This window comes from Planococcus sp. S3-L1, assembly GCF_030063085.1.
In the GTDB taxonomy this organism is placed as follows: Bacteria; Bacillota; Bacilli; order Bacillales_A; family Planococcaceae; genus Planococcus; species Planococcus kocurii.
Window position 1 is genome coordinate 118,260 of the sequence record NZ_JASISN010000004.1, and the last position, 20,822, is coordinate 139,081.

At 40.7% G+C, this 20,822-nt stretch carries 21 protein-coding genes; 8 read left to right on the plus strand and 13 right to left on the minus strand.

Annotated elements, in window-relative coordinates:
- The first annotated feature begins 31 nt into the window (after positions 1–31).
- Both QMF37_RS06055 and QMF37_RS06060 read left to right on the plus strand, forming a co-directional pair.
- Entirely contained in the window at positions 32–1,522 is a 1,491-nt protein-coding gene (locus QMF37_RS06055) for a glycine betaine uptake BCCT transporter (RefSeq protein ID WP_058386535.1), read from the plus strand.
- A gap of 106 nt (positions 1,523–1,628) precedes the next feature.
- Complete coding sequence (locus tag QMF37_RS06060) at positions 1,629–3,002, plus strand: Glu/Leu/Phe/Val family dehydrogenase (RefSeq protein WP_283477234.1); 1,374 nt, start codon at positions 1,629–1,631, stop codon at positions 3,000–3,002.
- Between the two features lie 40 nt (positions 3,003–3,042).
- On the opposite strand, the gene QMF37_RS06065 is transcribed toward QMF37_RS06060, so the two are convergent.
- Positions 3,043–3,951, minus strand: coding sequence for a catalase family peroxidase (locus tag QMF37_RS06065; RefSeq protein WP_071153440.1), 909 nt, complete (start codon positions 3,949–3,951; stop codon positions 3,043–3,045).
- Positions 3,952–4,147: 196 nt separating this feature from the next.
- Between QMF37_RS06065 and QMF37_RS06070 the strand changes: the two genes are divergently transcribed.
- Positions 4,148–4,366 (plus strand): GNAT family N-acetyltransferase, encoded by a 219-nt coding sequence (locus tag QMF37_RS06070; protein WP_071153540.1) that lies wholly within the window; start codon positions 4,148–4,150, stop codon positions 4,364–4,366.
- Between the two features lie 117 nt (positions 4,367–4,483).
- Here the strand turns inward: QMF37_RS06070 and QMF37_RS06075 are convergent, their stop codons facing one another.
- Positions 4,484–5,161, minus strand: a complete 678-nt coding sequence (locus QMF37_RS06075) for a hypothetical protein (protein WP_058386539.1) — start codon at positions 5,159–5,161, stop codon at positions 4,484–4,486.
- Between the two features lie 129 nt (positions 5,162–5,290).
- Between QMF37_RS06075 and QMF37_RS06080 the strand changes: the two genes are divergently transcribed.
- On the plus strand, positions 5,291–5,587 hold the full coding sequence (locus QMF37_RS06080; protein WP_071153439.1) for a hypothetical protein: 297 nt from the start codon (positions 5,291–5,293) through the stop codon (positions 5,585–5,587).
- A gap of 28 nt (positions 5,588–5,615) precedes the next feature.
- Here QMF37_RS06080 and QMF37_RS06085 read toward each other — a convergent pair whose 3' ends face one another.
- Positions 5,616–5,819, minus strand: coding sequence for a hypothetical protein (locus tag QMF37_RS06085; protein ID WP_071153438.1), 204 nt, complete (start codon positions 5,817–5,819; stop codon positions 5,616–5,618).
- Between the two features lie 33 nt (positions 5,820–5,852).
- On the minus strand, positions 5,853–6,314 hold the full coding sequence (locus QMF37_RS06090; protein ID WP_078080810.1) for a PaaI family thioesterase: 462 nt from the start codon (positions 6,312–6,314) through the stop codon (positions 5,853–5,855).
- Between the two features lie 709 nt (positions 6,315–7,023).
- On the opposite strand from QMF37_RS06090, the gene pepF reads away from it, so the two are divergent.
- The gene (pepF, locus tag QMF37_RS06095; protein WP_283477240.1) at positions 7,024–8,835 is read left to right on the plus strand and encodes an oligoendopeptidase F; all 1,812 of its coding nucleotides are present in this window, start codon (positions 7,024–7,026) and stop codon (positions 8,833–8,835) included.
- Positions 8,836–9,150: 315 nt separating this feature from the next.
- Here pepF and QMF37_RS06100 read toward each other — a convergent pair whose 3' ends face one another.
- The 5 genes from QMF37_RS06100 to QMF37_RS06120 form a co-directional block, all read right to left on the minus strand.
- The gene (locus tag QMF37_RS06100; protein ID WP_283477242.1) at positions 9,151–10,431 is read right to left on the minus strand and encodes a purine/pyrimidine permease; all 1,281 of its coding nucleotides are present in this window, start codon (positions 10,429–10,431) and stop codon (positions 9,151–9,153) included.
- 83 nt (positions 10,432–10,514) lie between these two features.
- Complete coding sequence (locus QMF37_RS06105; protein ID WP_071153435.1) at positions 10,515–10,784, minus strand: hypothetical protein; 270 nt, start codon at positions 10,782–10,784, stop codon at positions 10,515–10,517.
- 165 nt (positions 10,785–10,949) lie between these two features.
- A complete protein-coding gene (locus tag QMF37_RS06110; protein WP_071153434.1) occupies positions 10,950–11,591 on the minus strand; it encodes an NAD(P)-dependent oxidoreductase in 642 nt (213 codons plus the stop codon).
- Between the two features lie 114 nt (positions 11,592–11,705).
- Positions 11,706–12,728, minus strand: coding sequence for an LLM class flavin-dependent oxidoreductase (locus QMF37_RS06115; protein WP_283477245.1), 1,023 nt, complete (start codon positions 12,726–12,728; stop codon positions 11,706–11,708).
- Positions 12,729–12,826: 98 nt separating this feature from the next.
- Positions 12,827–13,561, minus strand: coding sequence for an MBL fold metallo-hydrolase (locus QMF37_RS06120; RefSeq protein ID WP_071153432.1), 735 nt, complete (start codon positions 13,559–13,561; stop codon positions 12,827–12,829).
- Between the two features lie 122 nt (positions 13,562–13,683).
- Here QMF37_RS06120 and QMF37_RS06125 point away from each other — a divergent pair, with 122 nt between their 5' ends.
- The 3 genes from QMF37_RS06125 (at position 13,684) to QMF37_RS06135 (ending at position 15,614) form a co-directional block, all read left to right on the plus strand.
- On the plus strand, positions 13,684–14,013 hold the full coding sequence (locus tag QMF37_RS06125) for a YflT domain-containing protein (RefSeq protein WP_283477247.1): 330 nt from the start codon (positions 13,684–13,686) through the stop codon (positions 14,011–14,013).
- Between the two features lie 228 nt (positions 14,014–14,241).
- Positions 14,242–15,300, plus strand: a complete 1,059-nt coding sequence (locus QMF37_RS06130; RefSeq protein ID WP_071153431.1) for a YkvI family membrane protein — start codon at positions 14,242–14,244, stop codon at positions 15,298–15,300.
- Between the two features lie 14 nt (positions 15,301–15,314).
- Positions 15,315–15,614 carry a DUF3219 family protein gene (locus QMF37_RS06135; protein WP_283477250.1) on the plus strand — a complete coding sequence of 100 codons (300 nt, stop codon included), beginning with the start codon at positions 15,315–15,317 and terminating at the stop codon, positions 15,612–15,614.
- Between the two features lie 500 nt (positions 15,615–16,114).
- On the opposite strand, the gene QMF37_RS06140 is transcribed toward QMF37_RS06135, so the two are convergent.
- From QMF37_RS06140 to QMF37_RS06155, 4 genes are all read right to left on the minus strand, one after another.
- On the minus strand, positions 16,115–16,375 hold the full coding sequence (locus QMF37_RS06140) for a DUF3006 domain-containing protein (RefSeq protein WP_283477252.1): 261 nt from the start codon (positions 16,373–16,375) through the stop codon (positions 16,115–16,117).
- Positions 16,376–16,379: 4 nt separating this feature from the next.
- Complete coding sequence (locus tag QMF37_RS06145) at positions 16,380–17,510, minus strand: MBL fold metallo-hydrolase (RefSeq protein WP_283477255.1); 1,131 nt, start codon at positions 17,508–17,510, stop codon at positions 16,380–16,382.
- Between the two features lie 92 nt (positions 17,511–17,602).
- Positions 17,603–18,412 (minus strand): SDR family oxidoreductase, encoded by an 810-nt coding sequence (locus tag QMF37_RS06150; protein WP_283477257.1) that lies wholly within the window; start codon positions 18,410–18,412, stop codon positions 17,603–17,605.
- A gap of 19 nt (positions 18,413–18,431) precedes the next feature.
- Positions 18,432–20,819, minus strand: a complete 2,388-nt coding sequence (locus tag QMF37_RS06155; RefSeq protein ID WP_071153539.1) for a glycogen/starch/alpha-glucan phosphorylase — start codon at positions 20,817–20,819, stop codon at positions 18,432–18,434.
- Positions 20,820–20,822 lie beyond the last annotated feature (3 nt).

The window sequence follows — 20,822 nt, forward strand, 5'->3', positions numbered from 1 at the left end:
GCTATGTTAAAAATTTCCTCAGGAGGGTTTTATGAAAAAAGCTTCGAAAGTCTTTTATATCACATTTGCACTAGTAATTTTAACTGTTGCTTTTGGCGTTATCGCGCCGCAAGCCTTTGAGTCTGCCACTGGAAGTATCCGTAATTTTATCAATACAACATTCGGTTGGTATTATTTATTGATCATGGCAATTCTCATGATTTTTGTCATCATTATCATTGTGAGTCCTTACGGCAAAATTAGACTCGGCAAAGATTCCGATCGCCCAGAATTCTCAACATTCAGCTGGATCTCAATGCTGTTTTCTGCGGGTATGGGGATTGGTCTCGTCTTTTATGGCGCCTCAGAACCCTTATCTCACTTTGCTGTTCAACCTGCAACTGCTGTTCCAGGAACTGATGAGGCATTTAAGGAATCCTTGCAACGAACTTTTTATCATTGGGGGATTCACGTTTGGACGATGTACGGAATGGTTGCTTTATCTTTAGCCTTTTTCCAATTTAGAAAAGGCCAACCTGCATTAATTTCATCAACATTAAAGCCGATTTTTGGTGATAAAATGAACGGTCCTTTAGGGACGCTTGTTGACGTGCTTGCTGTTTTTGCTACCGTATTTGGTGTAGCAACTTCGCTTGGCTTTGGTGCTGCTCAAATTAATGGTGGACTCGCTTATTTATTTGGCGCACCTCAAACCTATTGGGTACAGATGGCAATTATCGGCGTGGTCACCATTCTATTCATCATTTCAGCATGGTCAGGACTTAACAAAGGCATCAAGTATTTGTCTAATACCAATATGGTCTTAGCCGTCGTTCTTTTAGTAATGGTGTTAATATTAGGTCCAACTCTGTTAATCTTGAACATGTTCACGGAAAATTTCGGAGAATACATTCAAAACCTAATTAGCACAAGTTTTAAATCTGCTCCACTAAATGCGGAAAACCGTAGTTGGTTGGACGGTTGGACTATTTTCTACTGGGCATGGTGGATTTCATGGGCACCATTTGTCAGTATGTTTATCGCGCGCGTCTCTAAAGGCCGCACCATTCGCGAGTTTCTGACAGGTGTCGTACTTGCGCCAACGATTTTTGGATCGATCTGGTTTGCCACTTTTGGAACAACCGCAATCAATTTCCAAAAGAGTGGTATAGATTTAGCTTCTTTCCCAGCTGAACAAACTTTGTTTGCGATGTTCAATGAGATGCCTTTTGGGTTTATCATGTCAATTGTCGCTATTTTACTGGTCAGCACATTCTTTATCACATCCGCTGATTCAGCCACTTTTGTGCTAGGAATGCAATCAACACGCGGTTCACTACTGCCTAGCAATCAAATCAAAATTTTATGGGGAATTGCTCAATCGACGGTAGCTGCAATTCTATTATCCGTAGGTGGTTTAACCGCAGTACAAAATACCATCATCGTTGCGGCATTGCCCTTCTCTTTTGTTATTATTTTAATGGTCATTTCTTTATTCAAAGCATTAAATTCAGAAATGGACATGATAAAAAATAAAAAATAAAAAAAGTCGTCTTCGGGAATGTTTCTGAAGACGGCTTTTCTTATTGATTAAACCAAGAAAGTTAGGGTAATGATAACTATACTATACATTTGGAGGTGTTCTAGTCATGCAGACAGAAACTCAAAAAGTGATACAGGAATCATTAGATGCCTTGCTAGAAAATGATTCATTTTTACCCGACCTAGAAAATCGCAGACAGGCATTCACTTCACTAAGTGCAATTCTTTCCACCCCCGACAATCTACATAAATCTTTTCTCAGGATTCCATTAGATGATGGAAGTGTGGTCCGAATTCCTTCTTATCGCGCACAGCATAACAATGCAATGGGTCCTTATAAGGGCGGTATCCGTTTCCATGAAAGCGTCAATGAAGATGAAATCATCAACCTCGCTTTTTTGATGACTTTAAAAAATGCTCTTCACAAAGTACCCTTTGGCGGAGCAAAAGGTGGCATCGTCATCAATCCGAGGAACTACTCAGAAAAAGAACTCAATCTCATTTCTAAAGAATATGTTCGGTATTTCACAGATGTTATCGGTCCTGACAAAGATATTCCTGCACCAGACATGGGTTCGGGTGAACGAGAAATGGACTGGATGATGGCAGAATATAAGGAAATCCATGACGGCACCCCTTACCTAGGAAGTTTTACTGGTAAAAGTGTTGTAAATGGTGGCTCACTTGGCAGGCGTGAAGCAACTGGCAAAGGAGTATACTTTACATTCCGTTATTTACTTCATGATTACGTGAAAGCCAATGAGCAAATGCTTGCCCAAAGCGACAACCTTTTTGCCAAAACGACATTAGAGTTATACGACCGGCCATTAAAAATGGCGGTTCAAGGATTCGGAAACGTGGGCTCTGTAGCCGCCCTCGAAGCCTATCACTGCCATTTGATCAAACATAAAATTGTCGCTGTTAGTGACCGCAACGTTACTTTATACAATGAAGACGGATTGGATATACCTACATTAATTGAATTCGCCAAAACGAATCGTGGTGATTTACCATCCACAGAAAAGCAGCTACAAAACGCTGCTATTAAGGCTGAAATCAAAGATCGCGACTGCCTAGTTACGTTACCCGTGGATATCTTGCTTCTCGCAGCGTTAGAAAACCAAATTCGAAAAGACAATATGGCAGACGTTCAAGCACGAATCATCATTGAAGGCGCAAACGCTCCGACTGCACCAGAAGCTGATCAATACTTGAGTGAGCATGGAGTCGTTATCATTCCTGATATTCTGGCAAATGCCGGCGGGGTCATTGTCTCTTATTTTGAGTGGCTACAAGGACGTGAAACTCAATTTTATAACGAAGCTGAAGTCTATCGGCTATTGATAGACAAAATGAAAGAAACGATGGACATGATTCTCCCGCAGTACTATGGAGATCCATTTGCTCTTCGTCAAAACTGCTTTATTCACGCGGTTATGCGATTATCGACTGTCATTTATCGACAGGGTAAGCTTTATTAAACGCAAACAACGCACAGCCTTATCAAGGGCTGTGCGTTGTTTACGTTTCTGACATTCTGCGTTGATGAGAAATTTCATATGCATGATGCCGGAAGTTTAGAATTCGATCTTCTGAACATTCGAGCCCTGCTGTCATAACAGTCGGGTCGAACAAAATATCTTCTGCCTCTGGTGCTTTTTCCGTTATTTCCAAATAGCCAACCGTTAGTCTTTCCCGAGTTTTTGGCCATTCTTTTGTCGGATCATCCGTGGGGTCTTCCGATTGACCTATTATGACATCAAGCCGGAATTTTACAGGACCTTTTGCAATCCGGTCTTCCATGTCTGCTTCGAAAAATCCGACCGGTAAAGCGATTGCGTCAAGCGGAGACAAAGTTTCTACTCCGTTTTCTGGTTCCCAAAGATATTTAATCGGCTGCTTTTGACCTTGTTGGCTAATCAAATAAAACGCGTGAATGGAATGGTACTGACCTGTAGCAAAACTAGAAGGCGCCTGCATTTTCCGAATATTATTGAGCATCGCCCCACTTTCAGGATAATCAGCTAATAAGCTTGCCAACTCTTTTAAACTAGGCTTTCCTTTTTTAAACGACTTCACCACGCCAAGCATTTCAGAAAAGATTTCAGGTGTTTTAGCAAAAAAAACAGGAGAGGTGACACCTACGATATTCGTCATTTCACCATCCGGCAAAAGGAATTGAACGGCCATTCCTTTGACTGGAGACATCGCATCAGCCCATGTTGGATCTGGAGAAAAATGTGAAAATCGGACAAATGCTGCGGTTTCTCCTTTTTGGAAATGGGGCGCTACAGTTAAATGACTAGCGGAACCGTTTGCTATAAAGCGAGCCTTATAGCTTTTTCCTCTTGCATGAGCTCTCCGGTAACCTGTTGGGACATCAAACACCTTTTCAATTTGATCAATAGTGGTCTTTGCCAGTTTTTTCATTTCATCACCTCTTATATCGTTGCATACCCTTTTTTCTACTTTTAACTTCTTCATTTAGATGAACATAAATGAATATTCTTTTCCCTAAAGGGAATACAGTAAAAGACAGTCGGATAACTAGTAATCGGAGGAGGGAACGTTAGTGGATTTCATATAGGAAAACAAAAAAATCTCAGCAATTGAAAATTCCGAAGAAATGGCATTTTTAAGCTATACAGCAAAAAATGAGGTACTAACTATCGATCATACTGAAGTGTCTCCACAGTTAGAAGGTCAGGGAATCGGTCAAAAACTAGTTGCACAAATTGTGGAATACGCCCGCAGTGAAAACAAAAAAATAGACCCCCAATGCCCATTTGCCAATAGCGTTATCGAAAAAACACCCGAATTCCAGGATGTACTGGAAAATAAATAATCACCCGTTTAGAACAAGAACTTGCTTTAAGCAAAGTAATTTTTAGATATCCAGCCAAGTGCTGGAAAAATAACCGAACTAAAAGGCGACCCGCAATGGGGTCGCCTTTTATACTTTCTATCTAAATTCGCCATCCGTGATGTTATACAAATAACTCCAGTTATCTGCTTTGTACAATTGGTGAAAAGTAAGTCGCTCTCCTGTACCCAGAATCACTTCTTCTTCAACTATCGCCACTACCATTGCCGTTCCTGTATTATCCAAGTTCAAGTAGACATCTCCAATAGAAGGGCGAATTGCGTTTTTCTCACGCAGTACTTCTTCTAATTGAGCATCTTGCTCGAGCTGTTCAGCCGACACCTTAGATTTATCAAAGTAAACGATATCGTTGCTGCTCGCTTCTTCGCCAGGTGTCATCACGAGAAATTCTTTTGATTTCACCGTATTTTGACGCGTCGTAATAACGTTTTTCCCTTCAACCGACTCAACTCTTTCAAATTCATTGAGCGAGTAATGATCCATGTAATCCGGATCTGGTTTAGTGATTAAGATATAGCCGCCTTCTTCTGCCGGCTGATTTTCACGCAAAGTAAATCTAGAACCAAAGAATAAGAAAGAATCCATGTGCTTTGGTTTGTAGAATGTGACTTCGTCAGCTTTGCTTGAGACTTGCTCCATATCTTTAACACGGAACATCAGTACTGACCTTTTAGCCAGCGGTTTTACAGAATAAACTTTGTGCAATTCATTTTGGTAATAAACGAATTGTCCTTTTCGTACTTGCAATAACTTCATAATTCATCCTCCGATACTATTGTTGCTATGCCTCCATTCTAGAGGAAAAATGGGCAGAAGTCCATGCAGGTACTTGAATAGTTTGGTATGCTACTATCACTAATCTATTTATGGTGGAGGTGCCTATACATGGACTATGAAAATCGAGATGAATACATCATTAAAAAATACCAACAAGATGAACAAATCATGGTACAACTTTTTGTTCAATGGTGTATAAACTATCAACTAAACCCCGCTGAACTTTATCAGCGTGCATACCCACAACAATTACAAAGTTCTGTCCTGACTGCTGCAATCGATCAGGCAGATGGCGAAAAACTGGACCTTAGCCACGAAACCTTATTGGATGTTCTCCAAATGTTTGGAAACGATGATTTGGCTTTTGTAGTTTCAGAAGAAATTGAAAAACTTTCAAAAAAATAAAAGATCGAGTGCCGACGCACTCAATCTTTTATTTTTTGCGTTTCCGCAGTTCTTTAGCTTTCATTTCAATGTAACTCGTCTGCAGATTTTCGTACCGGTTAGATGCAACATTGCTATAGATTTTATCAAACTTCGAATCCTTTTCGGCCGGTTCAATTTCTGCTTCAATTTCTTCCGGTTCTATAAGTCGTGAACGTTCTTCTAGTTCTTTTTCTTTTTTATCCTCCATCATCGTCAAGCACTCCTTTTTCTGATCCACTTCAATTTATTTAGCAAAAGAAGCCGGCATTACTACTGCCTTGACCTCGCCTGTTGCACATAGCGTTTCACCTGCGAAGACCTCTACCTTCACCTTAAATTTCTTTGGGTGAATTTCTTCGATTTTGCCAACTGCTTTTAAAGCAACTCCTTGAGGTGTCGGTTTTAAATAATCAACCTGTAAAGAAGCCGTAACAAAACGTGGCGGTGCTTCCCCACTTCCTGGCTCAAAACCGTTTTTTCGGTGCAGTGCTAACGACGCCGAACCCGTTCCATGACAATCAACCAACGATGCAATCAATCCTCCGTAAACAAATCCAGGAATTGCTGTATGTACTTGTTTTGGTCTATATAAAGTAACAGTTTCTTCGCCGTTCCAGGCTGTACGGAATTGATGACCTTCTGTGTTGAGTCTACCGCAACCATAACACCAGGCAAAGTCTTCTGCATATTCGTCCTGTATTGCCATTATTGAATGATTCTCCACGACTAATTCCCCCTATTCCTTTTTTAGCATTGAAAACACCTTACATAAACTTTAACTTTTCAAAAGTCTATACAAATAGCCTACACTAAAAAACTGATATTTCAAAATCCAAAGGAAAAAGCATGATCCTTTTCATCAGATCATGCTTTTTCCTTTTTCCATCCCTCGAAAACCCTGAGGGAGTTTTGCACGCGGAAAACCCTATTAAATTCTTTCTACAAACTGTACATCTCTGACGAATACGAAACTCTCGTCATTGCAGTTTAGTTACGCTGACTGTCATTCGCCAATAAGGCAATTGCATTCACATCAATATCTCAGTGAATTTTTTGGTACTGCAGTCAGGCTTTCAAATGCACTTCCACAAAAAACTTACGGCTTACTGTTTGAAACACTTACCGGATAGAAACCTGAATAACGATGGTCCCTGACAAGAGTAAATATCGTCAGTAAAGCAAATTTCCCGCCAAGGCTGTGCAATTTCTCGTCCGAAGGCGATTCTGGATCGAATCCAGTCGTATTCTTCTGACGGTGATTCCGCCTTGTATTTATATAGTACCACCATTAATCTATAAATAAACCTACTTTTTAAAATTTTTTAATAAATTCTGAAATTTATTTTTACATTTTTATATTTGCCGATTATACTAGTAATTAGTTCGAAATCCGTAATACATAGAGGAGAGATTATATGGTTACAAGTTTACCACCGCGTTCAACTATCCCCATCGAAGAGACATGGGATTTATCCAGTTTATACAATAGCTCTGACAGTTTCAATTTGGTCTTAGAAAATCTCGAGCAAGAAGCCAAAGATCTAAATCGAAAATTCCAAGGAAAGATTGTCGATTCGTCTACCATCATTTTAGTGTTAACAGACTACATGGCTTTTCTAGAAAAGTTAGTGTTGCTAAGTACTCATGCAAATTTGGCAGTCAGTACAGATCAAACAGACGATAAGGCTCAGCTGCAATCTAGTAAGTTTGGCGCAGCTGCCGCTAAAATTGGCAGCACACTTTCTTTTATTACTAGCGAACTTCTCGCTTTGCCGAAAGAAACAGTAGAGCAAGCAATAGAAGAATCAGCAGAATTTAATGTATTTCTTAATAAACTTCTCCGAAAAAAACCTTATCAGCTGCATCCAGAAGCAGAAAAAAGCTTGGCCGCTTACTCATCGACATTTAACGCACCTTATGGCCTTTACAATAAAACAAAAATGGTCGATATGAACTTTGAGGATTTTGAAGTAAACGGTCAAAAGTATCCACTTAGCTATGTCTCTTTCGAGGGGGATTGGGAAGCAGAACCGGATACAGAAATTCGTCGTGCAGCATTTGACGCTTTTTCAAAAAAACTAAAAGACTATCAGCATACGACGGCTAAAACTTACGATATGCAATTGCAGACGGAAAAAACAACAGCAGATTTACGTGGTTATGACAGTATTTTTGACTACCTTCTTTTTAACCAAGAAGTAAATCGCTCTCTTTATGATCGCCAAATTGATTTAATCACCAAGGAACTTGCACCTCATATGCAAAAATACGCCAAACTATTGCAGAAAGTCCATGGACTGGATCGGATGACTTTCGCCGATTTGAAAATTTCGTTAGATCCGAGCTATGAACCCGAAATTACGGTTGAAGAATCCAAACAATATATCGATGATGCTCTTGCCATTATGGGTCCGGATTATATTGAAATGGTCGATCGCTCTTATTCTGAAAGATGGATCGACTTTGCCCAAAACAAAGGGAAATCTACCGGCGCTTTCTGTTCGAGTCCTTACGGAAATCATCCCTATATTTTAATTTCTTGGACTGGTCGCATGAACGAAGTCTTTGTGCTGGCTCACGAACTTGGCCACGCGGGTCACTTCTATAATGCCAACCGAGAGCAAAACATTCTTAATGCACGGCCGTCTCTTTATTTTATCGAAGCACCTTCTACAATGAATGAAATGCTTGTCGCTAATCATTTATTGAAAAATTCGGGAGACCTGAAATTTAAACGCTGGGTAATTTCATCAATCGTCGCTAGAACCTATTATCATAACTTCGTTACACACTTACTTGAAGCTGCTTATCAGCGCAAAGTGTATGACCGGATTGATGCGGGGCAAAGCGTCAATGCGGGAATTCTGAACACGATTAAACGCAGTGTTCTGGAAGAATTCTGGGGAGATGCTGTCGACATTACAGATGGCGCTGAATTGACGTGGATGCGTCAGCCTCACTACTACCTCGGCTTATATCCCTACACTTACAGCGCGGGATTGACCATTTCCACTCAAGTATCCAAGCGAATTCTAAATGAAGGACAACCAGCCGTAGATGAATGGTTGGAAGTTTTAAAAGCCGGCGGCACTAAATCACCAGTAGAACTTGCACAGATGGCTGGAGTCGATATCACGACAGAACAACCATTACGCGACACGATTTCCTATATCGGAGAATTGGTTGACGAACTCGTCCGTCTTACTAACGAAATCGAAGCGGAATAACGAAAAGCGTAAGCGCCCGTGTAGATTTGACGGGCATAAGACAAACCGGCGAAGCGGCGTACTTTGCCGCACAGCTGGGTTGTCTTATGACCCTAGAATCTGGGCGCTGGAGTCTGGACATAGAAAAGCGCAAGCGCCCGTGTAGATTCGACGGGCATAAGACAAACCGGCGAAGCGGCGTACTTTGCCGCACAGCTGGGTTGTCTTATGACCCTAGAATCTGGGTGCTGGAGTTCTAGACACAAAAAAGCGCAAGCGCCCCAAAGTCTAAAAAAGAGCCTTACGCAAAGTAGCTGCGTAAGGCTCTTTCAATTTTCATTTTTTCTGCCACAATAATAGCTGCTCTACAGCAATGGCGATAATGGTACCGGTGATTAAACCATTTGATAACGTAGCTGCCACAACAGAAGGCAAGTTCGCCATGCTTTCAGTCGGTACAAACATGATGCCAACACCGCTCATCAGACCAAAAGCTACTACTTTATAAGCACGCTGTTTATTTGTTTCATATTCTAGTTCAATAAAGGCCATTTCCACCATTTTGGTGAATACTGCAAAAATGACAGCGTACGCTACCGGCGCTGGCAGCGAAGCAAGAATTGCCATGATATCCGGAAAAAAACTAATCAACACAACAATCACACCGCCAAAGATAAAAGGCTTTAGCGCTGGTGTTTTCGTGGCACTAACAAACCCAGCCGCTCCAGAAATAGGGACAGGTCCAATTGAAGAAAATAATCCAGCAAGAATATGATTGATTCCTGATGCTACGGATGCTTGCTTAATACGATCGGGTACCTCAATTGAAAAAGAATTCTTCAAAACACTCTCCATCACACGAATCGATGCCATCATATTGGCAATCAGCAAAATCGTCAAAAACAAGGCTGTGACGAACATCCCACTATCCCAAATCAACGGTCCAAAAACTAACATTTCCGGCATGGAAATTAAGTCACTAGTGGTGTTTTCAGCTTCTGGCAATTTGCCAATCACCCAGAAAATCAACCAACCTGCAGCAATTGCAAACAAAACAGAATAACGGCTAACCCAAGCTGCTTTATGATTCATAAAAAAGAAAGTCAATACGATGACCACAATACTGCCTATTAGTACGACCCCATCTACTGGGTCGCCTTCTGAAACGATTCCAAATAGGCCAGTCAAAATCGACTCACTAATTTGAAGCACCAACAATAATAAGTAAACAAAAGTAATGGTTGGTGTAAAGAGGACTTTCAGCTTATCAACTAAGCCTGTATAAGCAAACACAATAAACAAAACACCACTGTATAACAAGCCGCTTTGCAACGCTTGGAGAGATGCTTCCATAGTTGAATATAGTATTCCAACCAAACTCGCATAAACAATGAAAACTCCCCACCATAACCCGGCCGGCCCTTCATTAATTGGCACTCGGTGCCCGATAAACGCTTGCACTAAACAAGCAATTCCGAGTACGAATATAGTTCGTTGCACAAATAATGCCGCATCTGTCGTGTCCATACCGAAGATGCCGGTAATTGCGACTGGTGCTGCAATGGAAGAGGCGATCAGGAAAACCGCCCATTGCACTCCACCAAAAATATTTTTCATAATCAATTTCTCCACTTCTTACTGTTATCAATGATTACAGTATACACCTATTGAAACATAAAAAAACGAAGTCCTGACAGCTGTCAGAACTTCGTTTTTTTATGTGCTGCTTTTTTTTCGTTCGCTATGCGTACCGCTTCTTGTGGATCTACGACATCTTGATCTGATTTTCCAGCATCAAAACCATCTTTATATACTGCCGGATAACCTTGTTCTTCCAGTTGTTTCACTTGTTTACGAGAAGCTTTAACTAATAACCGAACAATCAGCACGGACAAAATAAATATAATAACGACAGAAATAATCCCAGGGATGTATTCCGATTTGTCTTCAGGAAAATATAAAAAATCCATTGTATTGATTCCCACCTTTAAACCTCAAGTTTCATCTTATTATACATGATTCATAAGGCTATTCTTTTACGGAACGTGAACATTTCATGGCAAGTTCTTTTGATCCTCCAAGAGTTTCATACTAATGAAAAAGCCGACTTCACGTGAAATCGACTTTTCAGGCTATTAATGATTTTCAGAAACCACAGTAAATCGCTTGTTTTCATGTTCACCGCTTTCGATTTCATCCACTACGGCAATTGCATAATCAGCATAGCTAATATAGCTTTTGCCTTTACGGTTAACAATAAACCCATCGTCGCCTTTTTGGTAACGACCTGTACGGCGTCCATCGGGATCGAAAAATGCCGCGGGACTTAAAAATGTCCATCGAACTCCCTCTGACGCTTCTAAATCGGCTAGATTCTGCGATTGTCCTCTCGCAATTGATTTAAAAGCCTCAGGAAACTCAGGGGTTTCAACCAAGCGAGTTGTCCGCGCTTCATCAACGAACAAACTACCGGCGCCTCCCACTACGATCAAACGAGTTCCTTGAGTTTTTTTCAATGCTTCTATTAAAATTCTTCCAGCTTCAATGTGCTGCTTAGCCTTTTCGGGTGGAACACCAAATGCATTAACTACAACATCGAATGGCGACAAATCTGCTGCCGTTAAACTGAAGACGTCCTTTTCGATCACTGACACATCTGGATTTTCGACTTTCTGTGAATTTCTGACAATGGCTGTTACTTCGTGACGTCTTTTTAACGTTTCTTTTAAAATCAGATTGCCCGCTTTTCCTGTAGCTCCGATAATTCCTATTTTCATTTACCTCTCCTCCAGTCTCTATTCCCTATATAGAAAACAATAGAATCCGTTTGCACTGCTTTAGCAGCTTTTTGTCAGACTCTTCAACGAGCTATTGAGTGGTTCACTGGAAATTTATACAGTAGCAACAGTAAAACGATTTGCGGCTTGTTTGAGAATTTCAAACGAGCGTTTTCTTTTCTCCTGATCGTAGATATAAGAAACCGCAATTACTTCATCGATCTGCAAGTCGGCTACAAACGTTCCCAAACGCTCGCTTATCGTTTCTTCATCACCTTTGAACGTGTATTGCGACATTCCCCGCACCTTCATTTCCTCGCGGTAACTCCATTGTCCGTCCATCGTATCAAGTGGCGGCTTCAATAAATTCTTACTACCTCTTACAACATTCAAATAAAATTGATCAGCAGACGTTGATAAAATTTCAGCTTCCTGATTGGAGTCAGCTCCGATAACGTTGACGCAAACCATCACATACGGTTCAGCCAAGTATTCAGAAGGTTGGAAGCCGTTGCGGTAAATTTGTAAGGCTTGTTCTAGTTGTTGCGGTGCAAAATGAGCTGCAAATACGTATGGCAGACCAAGACGTGCTGCAAGCTGTGCACTAGAAGTACTAGAACCTAAGATGTAAATCGGCACTCCCGTTCCTACGCCTGGATGCGCCCGGACAGGACCTTGTTCTTCAAGAGAGTTTAAATAGCTTTGCAATTCGACAACATCTTGCGGAAAAGCAAATGCCGTTTCTTGCGTCGTTCTGCGGAGCGCATGCGCCGTCTGCATGTCTGTACCTGGTGCTCTGCCAAGACCGAGGTTTAAACGGCCAGGATGCATCGTTTCTAAAGTTCCAAATTGCTCTGCGACAACCAATGGCGTATGGTTAGGTAGCATAATGCCACCCGAACCTACTTGAATAGATTCGGTGTTTTCAAGCACTTTAGAAATCAATATTGTTGTAGCAGAGCTTGCTAGTGTAGCTGTATTGTGGTGCTCAGAAAGCCAGAATCTACTGTATCCTAATTTTTCTACGTACTGGGCAATCGTGACCATTTCATCTAATGCATCTTTTGTCGTTCCGCCTTCACGAACTGGAACTAAATCCAGAACGGAAATTGGAAACGAATCTATAGGTTGTGTCATTGTCAAACTTCCTTTCAGCTTTCATATGCTTTAAGGATAGAAGTAAACTAGCTAGCACACAAACTATCTGCCTGCTGCTAGCTTATGTCAGCTGAGAGTCAAATCATATATTTTTTGCCGATCTTCGCAAACTCAACTTCGCCAGTATAGCTAGACTTAGCCGCTTGCAAAATCTCGGCCAAGTCTCCGTATTGAGGTAAGTGTGTTAGTAGCAGTTGCTTAACCCCTGCCTGTTCCGCCAACTCTCCTGCTTGTTTGCCACTCAAATGTCCTTGAATGATACCGACGTATTTCTCATAGAGATTCGATTCAGCAACTAACAGATCAGCTTCTCGAGCAAAATCCAGTAACTCATGCTTCCAGCCGGTATCTGCAGTAAATACAGCTGTCCGACCGTTTGCAGTGAATTTTATAGCTAGGCAATAAACAGGGTGAACTGTTTCACAAAATGACACTTGCCACGGTCCGAGTTCCATTGTTTCAGAAGCTTGTATCGCACGCCCTTCTGTCACCCCTTTATAGGAAAGCTTGCTAAATTCTTCTGAATCTTTGTCATGTGCATAAATTAACAAAGGCGTTTGCCATTCCTTTAACTGCATACCTACCATAGCCGCATGTTGAAGCACACCAATATCAGCAATGTGATCTGGGTGATAATGGCTAATAATTACAGCATTCAACTCACGTAACTCTGTGTAATTCTGTACGGCTGCTATTACTCCACTGCCGCAATCAACCAAACAGCGAAACCCCTCTTGTTCAATCAAAAATGCAGAAGTCGCTTCATTTTTATTGGGGTAGCCTCCCCAAATTCCAATCGGTATGATTTCCAAAAAATCACTCCCTAGCTTCAATTTCTTTCAGTATAACTGATTTGTCACACATCCTTTTGTTTAACCCCTCTTGCATCGTGGTATATATACTACTAAGTTAGAAATTATTTGGAGGGATTACATTGACAGTAAAAATGACAGTCGAAAACGCACTTCAAGCCAAATCAGAAATCGAAAAACTAGAAGCACAGGGATACACACATGAAGATATTTACATCTTTGCGCATGATAAAAAGCGTGGCAAGGACATCTCGAAAGCACTAGACACTGAAGAAGTCGGCATGAAAGAACAAGGCTTCCTCGATAGCATGAAAAACATGACAATTTCACGAGGCGACGAGCTTCGCTCGAAGATGGCTGCTGCTGGATTATCTGATCAAGAAGCAGAACAGTATGAAGAAGAGCTTGATAAAGGGAAATTGGTTATTATTGCAAATAAAGACGTAAAATAATTCACTAGTAAAGCATTGCCGGTCGAATCGGCAATGCTTTTTTTATGTACCAATTCAACATTTCCACTGATTTTTTCCTCCTATTTAAGTGTTACTAATATAGAGTTACCCAGTGCTTTACCTCTCTTTTTTATTGTATCGGCTTTATTTTTTTGCTATATTTAGATAAGGATTTTCTAATTTTTAAAAAACTTACATCCGTAGCAATCAGCATCAAGGGGGAACAACATGAAAAGTTTAAAAATGGGAAGTGCCTTTGTCGGCATTATTGTCGGTGCCGGATTCGCTTCTGGCCAAGAAATTCTTCAGTATTTTACTAGCTTTGGCTATATGGGAACTATTGCAGCAATCTTAGCAACTGCTTTATTTGCATATTTAGGAATGAGTTTAACTCGACTGGGAAGTCGTATGAAAACAACATCACATAAAGAAGCTATTTTTGGGATTAGCGGAAAAATAATTGGTACGATTGTTGATTACATCATCATCCTGACTCTTTTCGGAGTGGGTGTCGTGATGATTGCCGGAGCAGGCTCTATTTTCTCTCAGCAATTCAATTTGCCAGCTCCACTTGGTAGTACAGTCATGGCGATTCTGGTCGTCTTGACCATCATGCTGAATGTTAAAAAAGTCATTGCTATCATTGGCAGTATTACTCCATTTTTAATTATTGCCGTTGTAGTTTTAGCGGTCTATAGTTTACTGACGATGGATGCCACATTTGCATCATTAAACCCTATCGCTAATGATCAAGCTTCTGTTCTACCAAACTGGTTCCTGTCCGCTATAAATTACGTATCATTTAATATAGCTGTCGGTGCTTCAATGGCCATTGTCATGGGTGGTACTGAAAAAGACGAAAAAGTCGCAGCACGTGGGGGACTCATCGGCGGACTTATTTTAGGTGGTCTAATTATTTTGAGCCATTTGGCGATTTTCTCTAAAGTGGATGTTGTCGGTAGCGCAGAAATGCCTTTACTGCAAATAGCTGATGATTTATCACCAATTCTTGGAGTCTTCATGTCATTCATTCTTTTTGGCATGATCTACAACACTGCTGTCAGCATGCTGTTCTCATTCTCAGCGCGCTTTGTTGAAATGGGTACGATGAAATCTCGCATGTTCATCATTGCTGTCGGGCTTGTCGCTTATGTATTGAGTTTTGTTGGTTTCACGAAACTTGTTAGTCTGTTTTATCCGACCATCGGTTTTCTCGGTTTGTTCCTTGTTATTGCTTTGATTGTTGCAGACATTCGACAACCGCATAAAAAAAACTTCAATAACTAGAGGTGAAGCGAGTAATGAAAACGATTATTTGGATCAACGATACTAAACTAGAAGCTCTTCATTTCAAAGCAGAATTAATGGAGAATTCGAATGTTCACTCAAACAAACGAAAAATTTCTTTTGACTTCAAGGTAACAAGTGAAGACTATCATGACATTGCAGTATTGTTATATCAACTGAATTTCCGAATCCGTATTCCAGCTCAAGAATGGGATTTCAATGCATCGATTATCGATTACTCAACATCAATTACCGATTTGTATAAACCCAATCAAGTAGCCGATTACCATTTAGAACTGCTGGAACAAGATTAGATAGCTTAAGTAGAAAACCGTTATAACTTATATACAAGTACAAAGAGGAGCTTGTCCGATAAGCCTCTAACATAAAACAGACGGAGAAAAAGCGTTTCTTTTTCTCCGTCTGTTTTTTTGAATTGCCGCCGAAAATCCAGATAGTAGCTGATGGATACCAGCTACTTCCAAAAAATTGTGAGCCCGTGCGACAATCCTAAAATCGGTGTGTACTTTTTCGAGTTCCTGAAAATATAATTTTAGGAAGGACCGATTGCGCTTGACACGACCAAGCACATTTTTCCCATCAATTTTGCGTCTTCTTACAGAAATGAGTGGTTTTCGTCTCTTTTTCTAGAGTCAAAATGGCTGATGGTAATGAAGGACGACGAAAGGCAAAGATATGCTTCTGTAAGATTCGCTAGCTTCGTCGCAATGGACATCAGCTTGTTCTTTAGCAGACAAAAGGGACTGCACCGAAAAAGCCATTGTTTACGACCTTTTAAGACATCCCCTTCTTTTTACTTTCTTTTGAAACGACTTCCTTTTTTTCTCATTCTCAATCGCTCCATCAGCTCTTTTGTTTGTTGGTTTTTGATAAGAGAGGTTTCTTCATCCAGAATGATAGAAAGTTGTCTGTTTTCTGCATCAATCGTGAACCAAGAATTAATATGGCTTCCTGCGGGCAAACAATCGAAAAGCAAGATCAATTCAAGTTTTTCTGCTTCTACTAAGATGACCGCATATCTACCGTCTTCAATACGGTCCAAAATTCCTTTCATCGCATTACCCTCCTATGCAAGCCAGGCCCTGTTCTTGAATAACCTCCAGCGTCCCTTGCCCAATTCCTTTAATATCAATTAATTCTTCCACGCTTTCAAACGGTCGTTGCTCGATAATTGCCTTTGCGTAAGCATCGCCAATTCCCGATATCTCCTGCAATTCCGCTGAAGAAGCAATATTCAAATCGATACACCGATTTTCTCCTTCAGTGGGAACGCCTTTCTTCTGCGTTTTCACACGATACGATTTACCGTCTGTTTCTACCATAATCGTGCCGTTGACATCTGTCCCGTAGACTTCTGCTCCCGCATTTTCTACAGCTGCAATTACTTCTGCATGCGGATGTCCATAAGAGTTATTGGCTCCTGCACTATAAATTGCAACGTCAGGATTAACTGCCTTCAAAAAAGCCGCACTGGTTGATGTATTGGAACCATGGTGTCCTAAACGCAAAATTTCCGCATTTAACTCGATACCACTGTCAATCATTTGTTGTTCTTCTGTAATGCCCGCATCTCCTGTAAAAACAAAATCGACATCCCCATAGGTGATTTTTAATGAAATGGATTCCTCGTTTGCTGCACCGGTAAGTTCTTTTGGATGTAGCACTTCAATTTGCAAAGAGCCCACATCAAAAATGTCACCTGTTTTCGGCTCATCATACGCTGTATCACTTGCTTCAATAGCTTGCAGTGCATTTGTAAATGTATTAGAGCTACTCGTATTACCGGACATCCACACTTCTCCAACCTCAAATTCTCCGATTACTTGTGCCAGTTGACCAATATGATCAGCATCCGGATGAGTACCAACCACAATATCAATTTCTTTGATGCCTTGCTGCTTCAAGTAATCTACTACTTGGGTTGATTTCCAATGGCCCGCGTCAATCAACAGCAAAAACCCTTCAAATTCTACTAGTGTGGCATCGCCTTGGCCAACATCTATATAATGTACACTCAAGGTTTCTGCAACATCTTCGTTTAGGACAGGCTGTTCTACTTTATCTTTATCGTTCTCTTGCTGCTCCTCATTACTCACTGCTTCGTCTTTTGGTTGCTCAGCTGCTTTGTTGCAAGCTGACAGCAACAGTAACATTAAAATTACTAGGAAGGACACTACTGTTTTTTTCAAAAACTCACTCCTGTTCTCCACTAAATTTTAGCATATGAAAACAGAAATGAAAAAGCAGGACAAGAAACGTCTCTTGCCCTGCTTTCTACTATTTACGTAGACATATAGTCGCCACCATTCATATGCAAAAATTGACCTGTCATATATGAATTTTGCGGATCTGCCAAAAAAACATAGGCCTTCACCAATTCGTACGGCTGCCCTGGACGTCCAGCTGGAACATCTTCACCAAAATCATCAGCGACATTTGGATTTAAATCACCGAAGGTTTTTGTAATTAGCGGCGTCCAGATGGGTCCTGGTGCGATGCCATTCACTGCAATTTCTTCGCGCACTAAACGTCTTGCCAGTGACCGCGTCATGGCAACCATCGCGCCATTTGCTCCCGCATAATCAATCAAATCCGAATGTCCCCGGTAAGCATTGATGGATGCGGTATTGATAATTCGTGAACCTCTTTTTAAATGCGGAAGCGCCGCTCTCGTCAAATAAAACATAGCAAAGGCTTTAATTTCAAAAGTTTTAAGTAATTGTTCATCTGTAATATCAAGTGGTGAAGTTTGAGGATATTGGTAACCTGCGTTATTGACCACTATATCCACTTGGCCAAATTCCGCTAAAGTAAACTGGACCAACTCATCACAATTCGCTGATTTCCCTAAATCACCGCTTAACACTTTCACTTTGCCTCCATAACTTTCAATTAATGTGATGGTTTTTTGAGCACCTTCATCGTCTCCTAGATAACCGATAACCACCTTAGCGCCTTCTTTGGCGTAAGCGATTGCTACTGCTTGACCGATACCACTACTGCCACCTGTAACAATTGCAACTTTTCCAACGAGTGCTCCACTTGCCTTATAGTCTTTTAAATCAGTGTTATCAAAATGATGATCTGTCATATTTCCACCCTTTCACCGACTAATATACGCTGGGGATTTTTGTTAAATGCCAAACATCATTCGAATATTGCTGAATGGTACGGTCGCTTGAGAAAATACCGGAAGCAGCGATATTTTTGACGCACATTTCAGCCCATTTTACTGGATTCGCATAAGCTGCCAAAATTCGTTCATGTGCATTTGAGTAGCTGTGAATGTCTTTCAAAACAAAATAAGGGTCCCTATCTTCTAACAGCTGCCCCACAATAAAATCAACATTCTCTTTTCCTTCTGTCCATTCTCCATCAACCAACTGCTTCATCATTTTTTTAATTTCAGGATCTGAATTGATTATTTCTTTCGGATCATAGGATTGTTCTTTTTCATACTGCATAACCTCTTCAGCACGCATCCCGAAGACAAACGCATTTTCTTGACCAGCTTGCTCGAATATTTCGACGTTCGCACCGTCCAAGGTACCAATCGTCAATGCCCCATTCATCATCAACTTCATATTGCCCGTACCGGAAGCTTCTTTAGAAGCGGTAGATATTTGCTCGCTCACATCAGCTGCTGGAATTAAGTATTCAGCTTGCGTGACATTGTAATTTTCGACAAAGACAATGTGCAGGTGTTTTCTTAGCAGTGGATCATTATTCACTTTCACTGCTACCGTATTAATCATTTTAATCACTTGTTTGGCAAAATGATAACTCGGCGCCGCCTTTCCTCCAAAAAAGAAAGTTCGTGGATGTGGCCGGTACGTTGAATCTTGTTTAATTCGATCGCAAAGCATTTGAATATGCATGATGTTCATTAGCTGTCGCTTATAGCCATGAACACGTTTAATGTGGATATCAAAAATAGAAGCTGGATCTACAATTATATTTTCATTTCGTTGAAGATGATAAAGTAATTGTTCTTTTTTCAAAGTTTTAATTGCTTGAAAATCTTGAAGAAAGGAGTGATTTTGAGCAAAATAATGCAATTCGTTTAAACGTTCAGGCTCTTCAATCCACCGAGGTCCAATTGTTTCAGTAATTAGTCCAGATAACTCTTGGTTGGCTTTAACGAGCCACCTTCGATGTGCGATGCCATTGGTTTTATTGTGAAACTTGTTCGGAAACTGTTCGTTCAGTTCTTTCATTTCTCGTTTTTTCAAAATTTCTGTGTGCAGTTTGGCCACACCATTTACTTTATAGCTTCCTACTACTGCTAATACGGCCATTTTAATCACACCATTTTCAATAATTGACAGCTTTCGAAATGTTTCTTCGTCTATAGTTTGTGTCTCTAGACTTTCTTTGAAACGCTTGTCGATTTCTTCGATGATCGTATAGACTCTTGGCAGTAAAGATTGAATCAGCCGACTGTCCCATTTTTCCATCGCTTCTTCCAAAATCGTATGATTTGTATAGGAAATAGTGCGCGTCGTAATATCCCAAGCTTGTTCCCAAGTGAGGTGATGATCATCAATCAATAAGCGCATCAATTCTGGAACGGCCAAAGCTGGATGTGTATCATTGATTTGAATGGCGACATTTTCTGGAAGTTTCTCCATAGAAAAGCTGCGATTATTCAAGATATCTTGGAGTGATGCACTACAGAGAAAGTATTGTTGCTTCAAACGGAGGATTTTGCCAGATTCTAGAGAATCATCAGGATAAAGTCGGTCGGTGATCTTGGCGGTTTCTTGTTCATAAACCAAGTAATCTTTATCTCCAGGAAACGGGAAATTTGAAACTTCTGCCTGCCACAACCGAAGTGTATTAACTGTCCCCCCATTTGCTCCGACAATTGGCATATCATAAGGCACTGCTTTGACCCATTCCGAATTTTCTACCTTCATCTTTAGTCCGTCTGTCCCCATGACTAATTGAACGTCTCCATAATAAGGAATGTCTATTGCAAGGTCTTCACGACGAGCATCTGCGTTGTGCTCTTCTTGTATCCATTCTGTAGGTTGTTCTGTCTGATAGCCATTGACGAAATGCTGAGTAAATAGCCCACCTTTATAGCGCAGCCCATAGCCATGTCCCGGTAATTGAAGAGAAGCCAGCGAATCCATAAAACAAGCTGCCAATCTTCCTAACCCGCCATTACCAAGACCCGGCTCTACTTCAAGTTCTTCTACTTCAGAAAGTTGAAAGCCCAGTTCATCAAGACCTTCTTTAACGATGTCGTAAGCATTTATATTCATAAGGTTTTGTCCTAAAACACGACCAATCAGAAATTCGATAGAGAAATAGTACAATTGTTTTTCATCATTTTCTTTATACAGCCCATTTGTTCGATCCCAACTCTCTTTGATCCACTCACAAGTCATTTCCCGCAGTATCTCATAAGCTAGCTCCGTCGTTTTTCTCATATCTTTAGATTCGATTCGTGTGATAAAGCTTTTTTTGAACTCTTCTTTAGAAGAAAACATCAT

Coding starts and splice junctions, on each gene's coding strand:
- QMF37_RS06055 (WP_058386535.1), top strand. CDS start 32: ATGAAAAAAGCTTCGAAAGTCTTTTATATCACATTTGCACTAGTAATT.
- QMF37_RS06060 (WP_283477234.1), top strand. CDS start 1,629: ATGCAGACAGAAACTCAAAAAGTGATACAGGAATCATTAGATGCCTTG.
- QMF37_RS06065 (WP_071153440.1), bottom strand. CDS start 3,951: ATGAAAAAACTGGCAAAGACCACTATTGATCAAATTGAAAAGGTGTTT.
- QMF37_RS06070 (WP_071153540.1), top strand. CDS start 4,148: ATGGCATTTTTAAGCTATACAGCAAAAAATGAGGTACTAACTATCGAT.
- QMF37_RS06075 (WP_058386539.1), bottom strand. CDS start 5,161: ATGAAGTTATTGCAAGTACGAAAAGGACAATTCGTTTATTACCAAAAT.
- QMF37_RS06080 (WP_071153439.1), top strand. CDS start 5,291: ATGGACTATGAAAATCGAGATGAATACATCATTAAAAAATACCAACAA.
- QMF37_RS06085 (WP_071153438.1), bottom strand. CDS start 5,819: ATGATGGAGGATAAAAAAGAAAAAGAACTAGAAGAACGTTCACGACTT.
- QMF37_RS06090 (WP_078080810.1), bottom strand. CDS start 6,314: ATGGCAATACAGGACGAATATGCAGAAGACTTTGCCTGGTGTTATGGT.
- pepF (WP_283477240.1), top strand. CDS start 7,024: ATGGTTACAAGTTTACCACCGCGTTCAACTATCCCCATCGAAGAGACA.
- QMF37_RS06100 (WP_283477242.1), bottom strand. CDS start 10,431: ATGAAAAATATTTTTGGTGGAGTGCAATGGGCGGTTTTCCTGATCGCC.
- QMF37_RS06105 (WP_071153435.1), bottom strand. CDS start 10,784: ATGGATTTTTTATATTTTCCTGAAGACAAATCGGAATACATCCCTGGG.
- QMF37_RS06110 (WP_071153434.1), bottom strand. CDS start 11,591: ATGAAAATAGGAATTATCGGAGCTACAGGAAAAGCGGGCAATCTGATT.
- QMF37_RS06115 (WP_283477245.1), bottom strand. CDS start 12,728: ATGACACAACCTATAGATTCGTTTCCAATTTCCGTTCTGGATTTAGTT.
- QMF37_RS06130 (WP_071153431.1), top strand. CDS start 14,242: ATGAAAAGTTTAAAAATGGGAAGTGCCTTTGTCGGCATTATTGTCGGT.
- QMF37_RS06135 (WP_283477250.1), top strand. CDS start 15,315: ATGAAAACGATTATTTGGATCAACGATACTAAACTAGAAGCTCTTCAT.
- QMF37_RS06140 (WP_283477252.1), bottom strand. CDS start 16,375: ATGAAAGGAATTTTGGACCGTATTGAAGACGGTAGATATGCGGTCATC.
- QMF37_RS06150 (WP_283477257.1), bottom strand. CDS start 18,412: ATGACAGATCATCATTTTGATAACACTGATTTAAAAGACTATAAGGCA.
- QMF37_RS06155 (WP_071153539.1), bottom strand. CDS start 20,819: ATGTTTTCTTCTAAAGAAGAGTTCAAAAAAAGCTTTATCACACGAATC.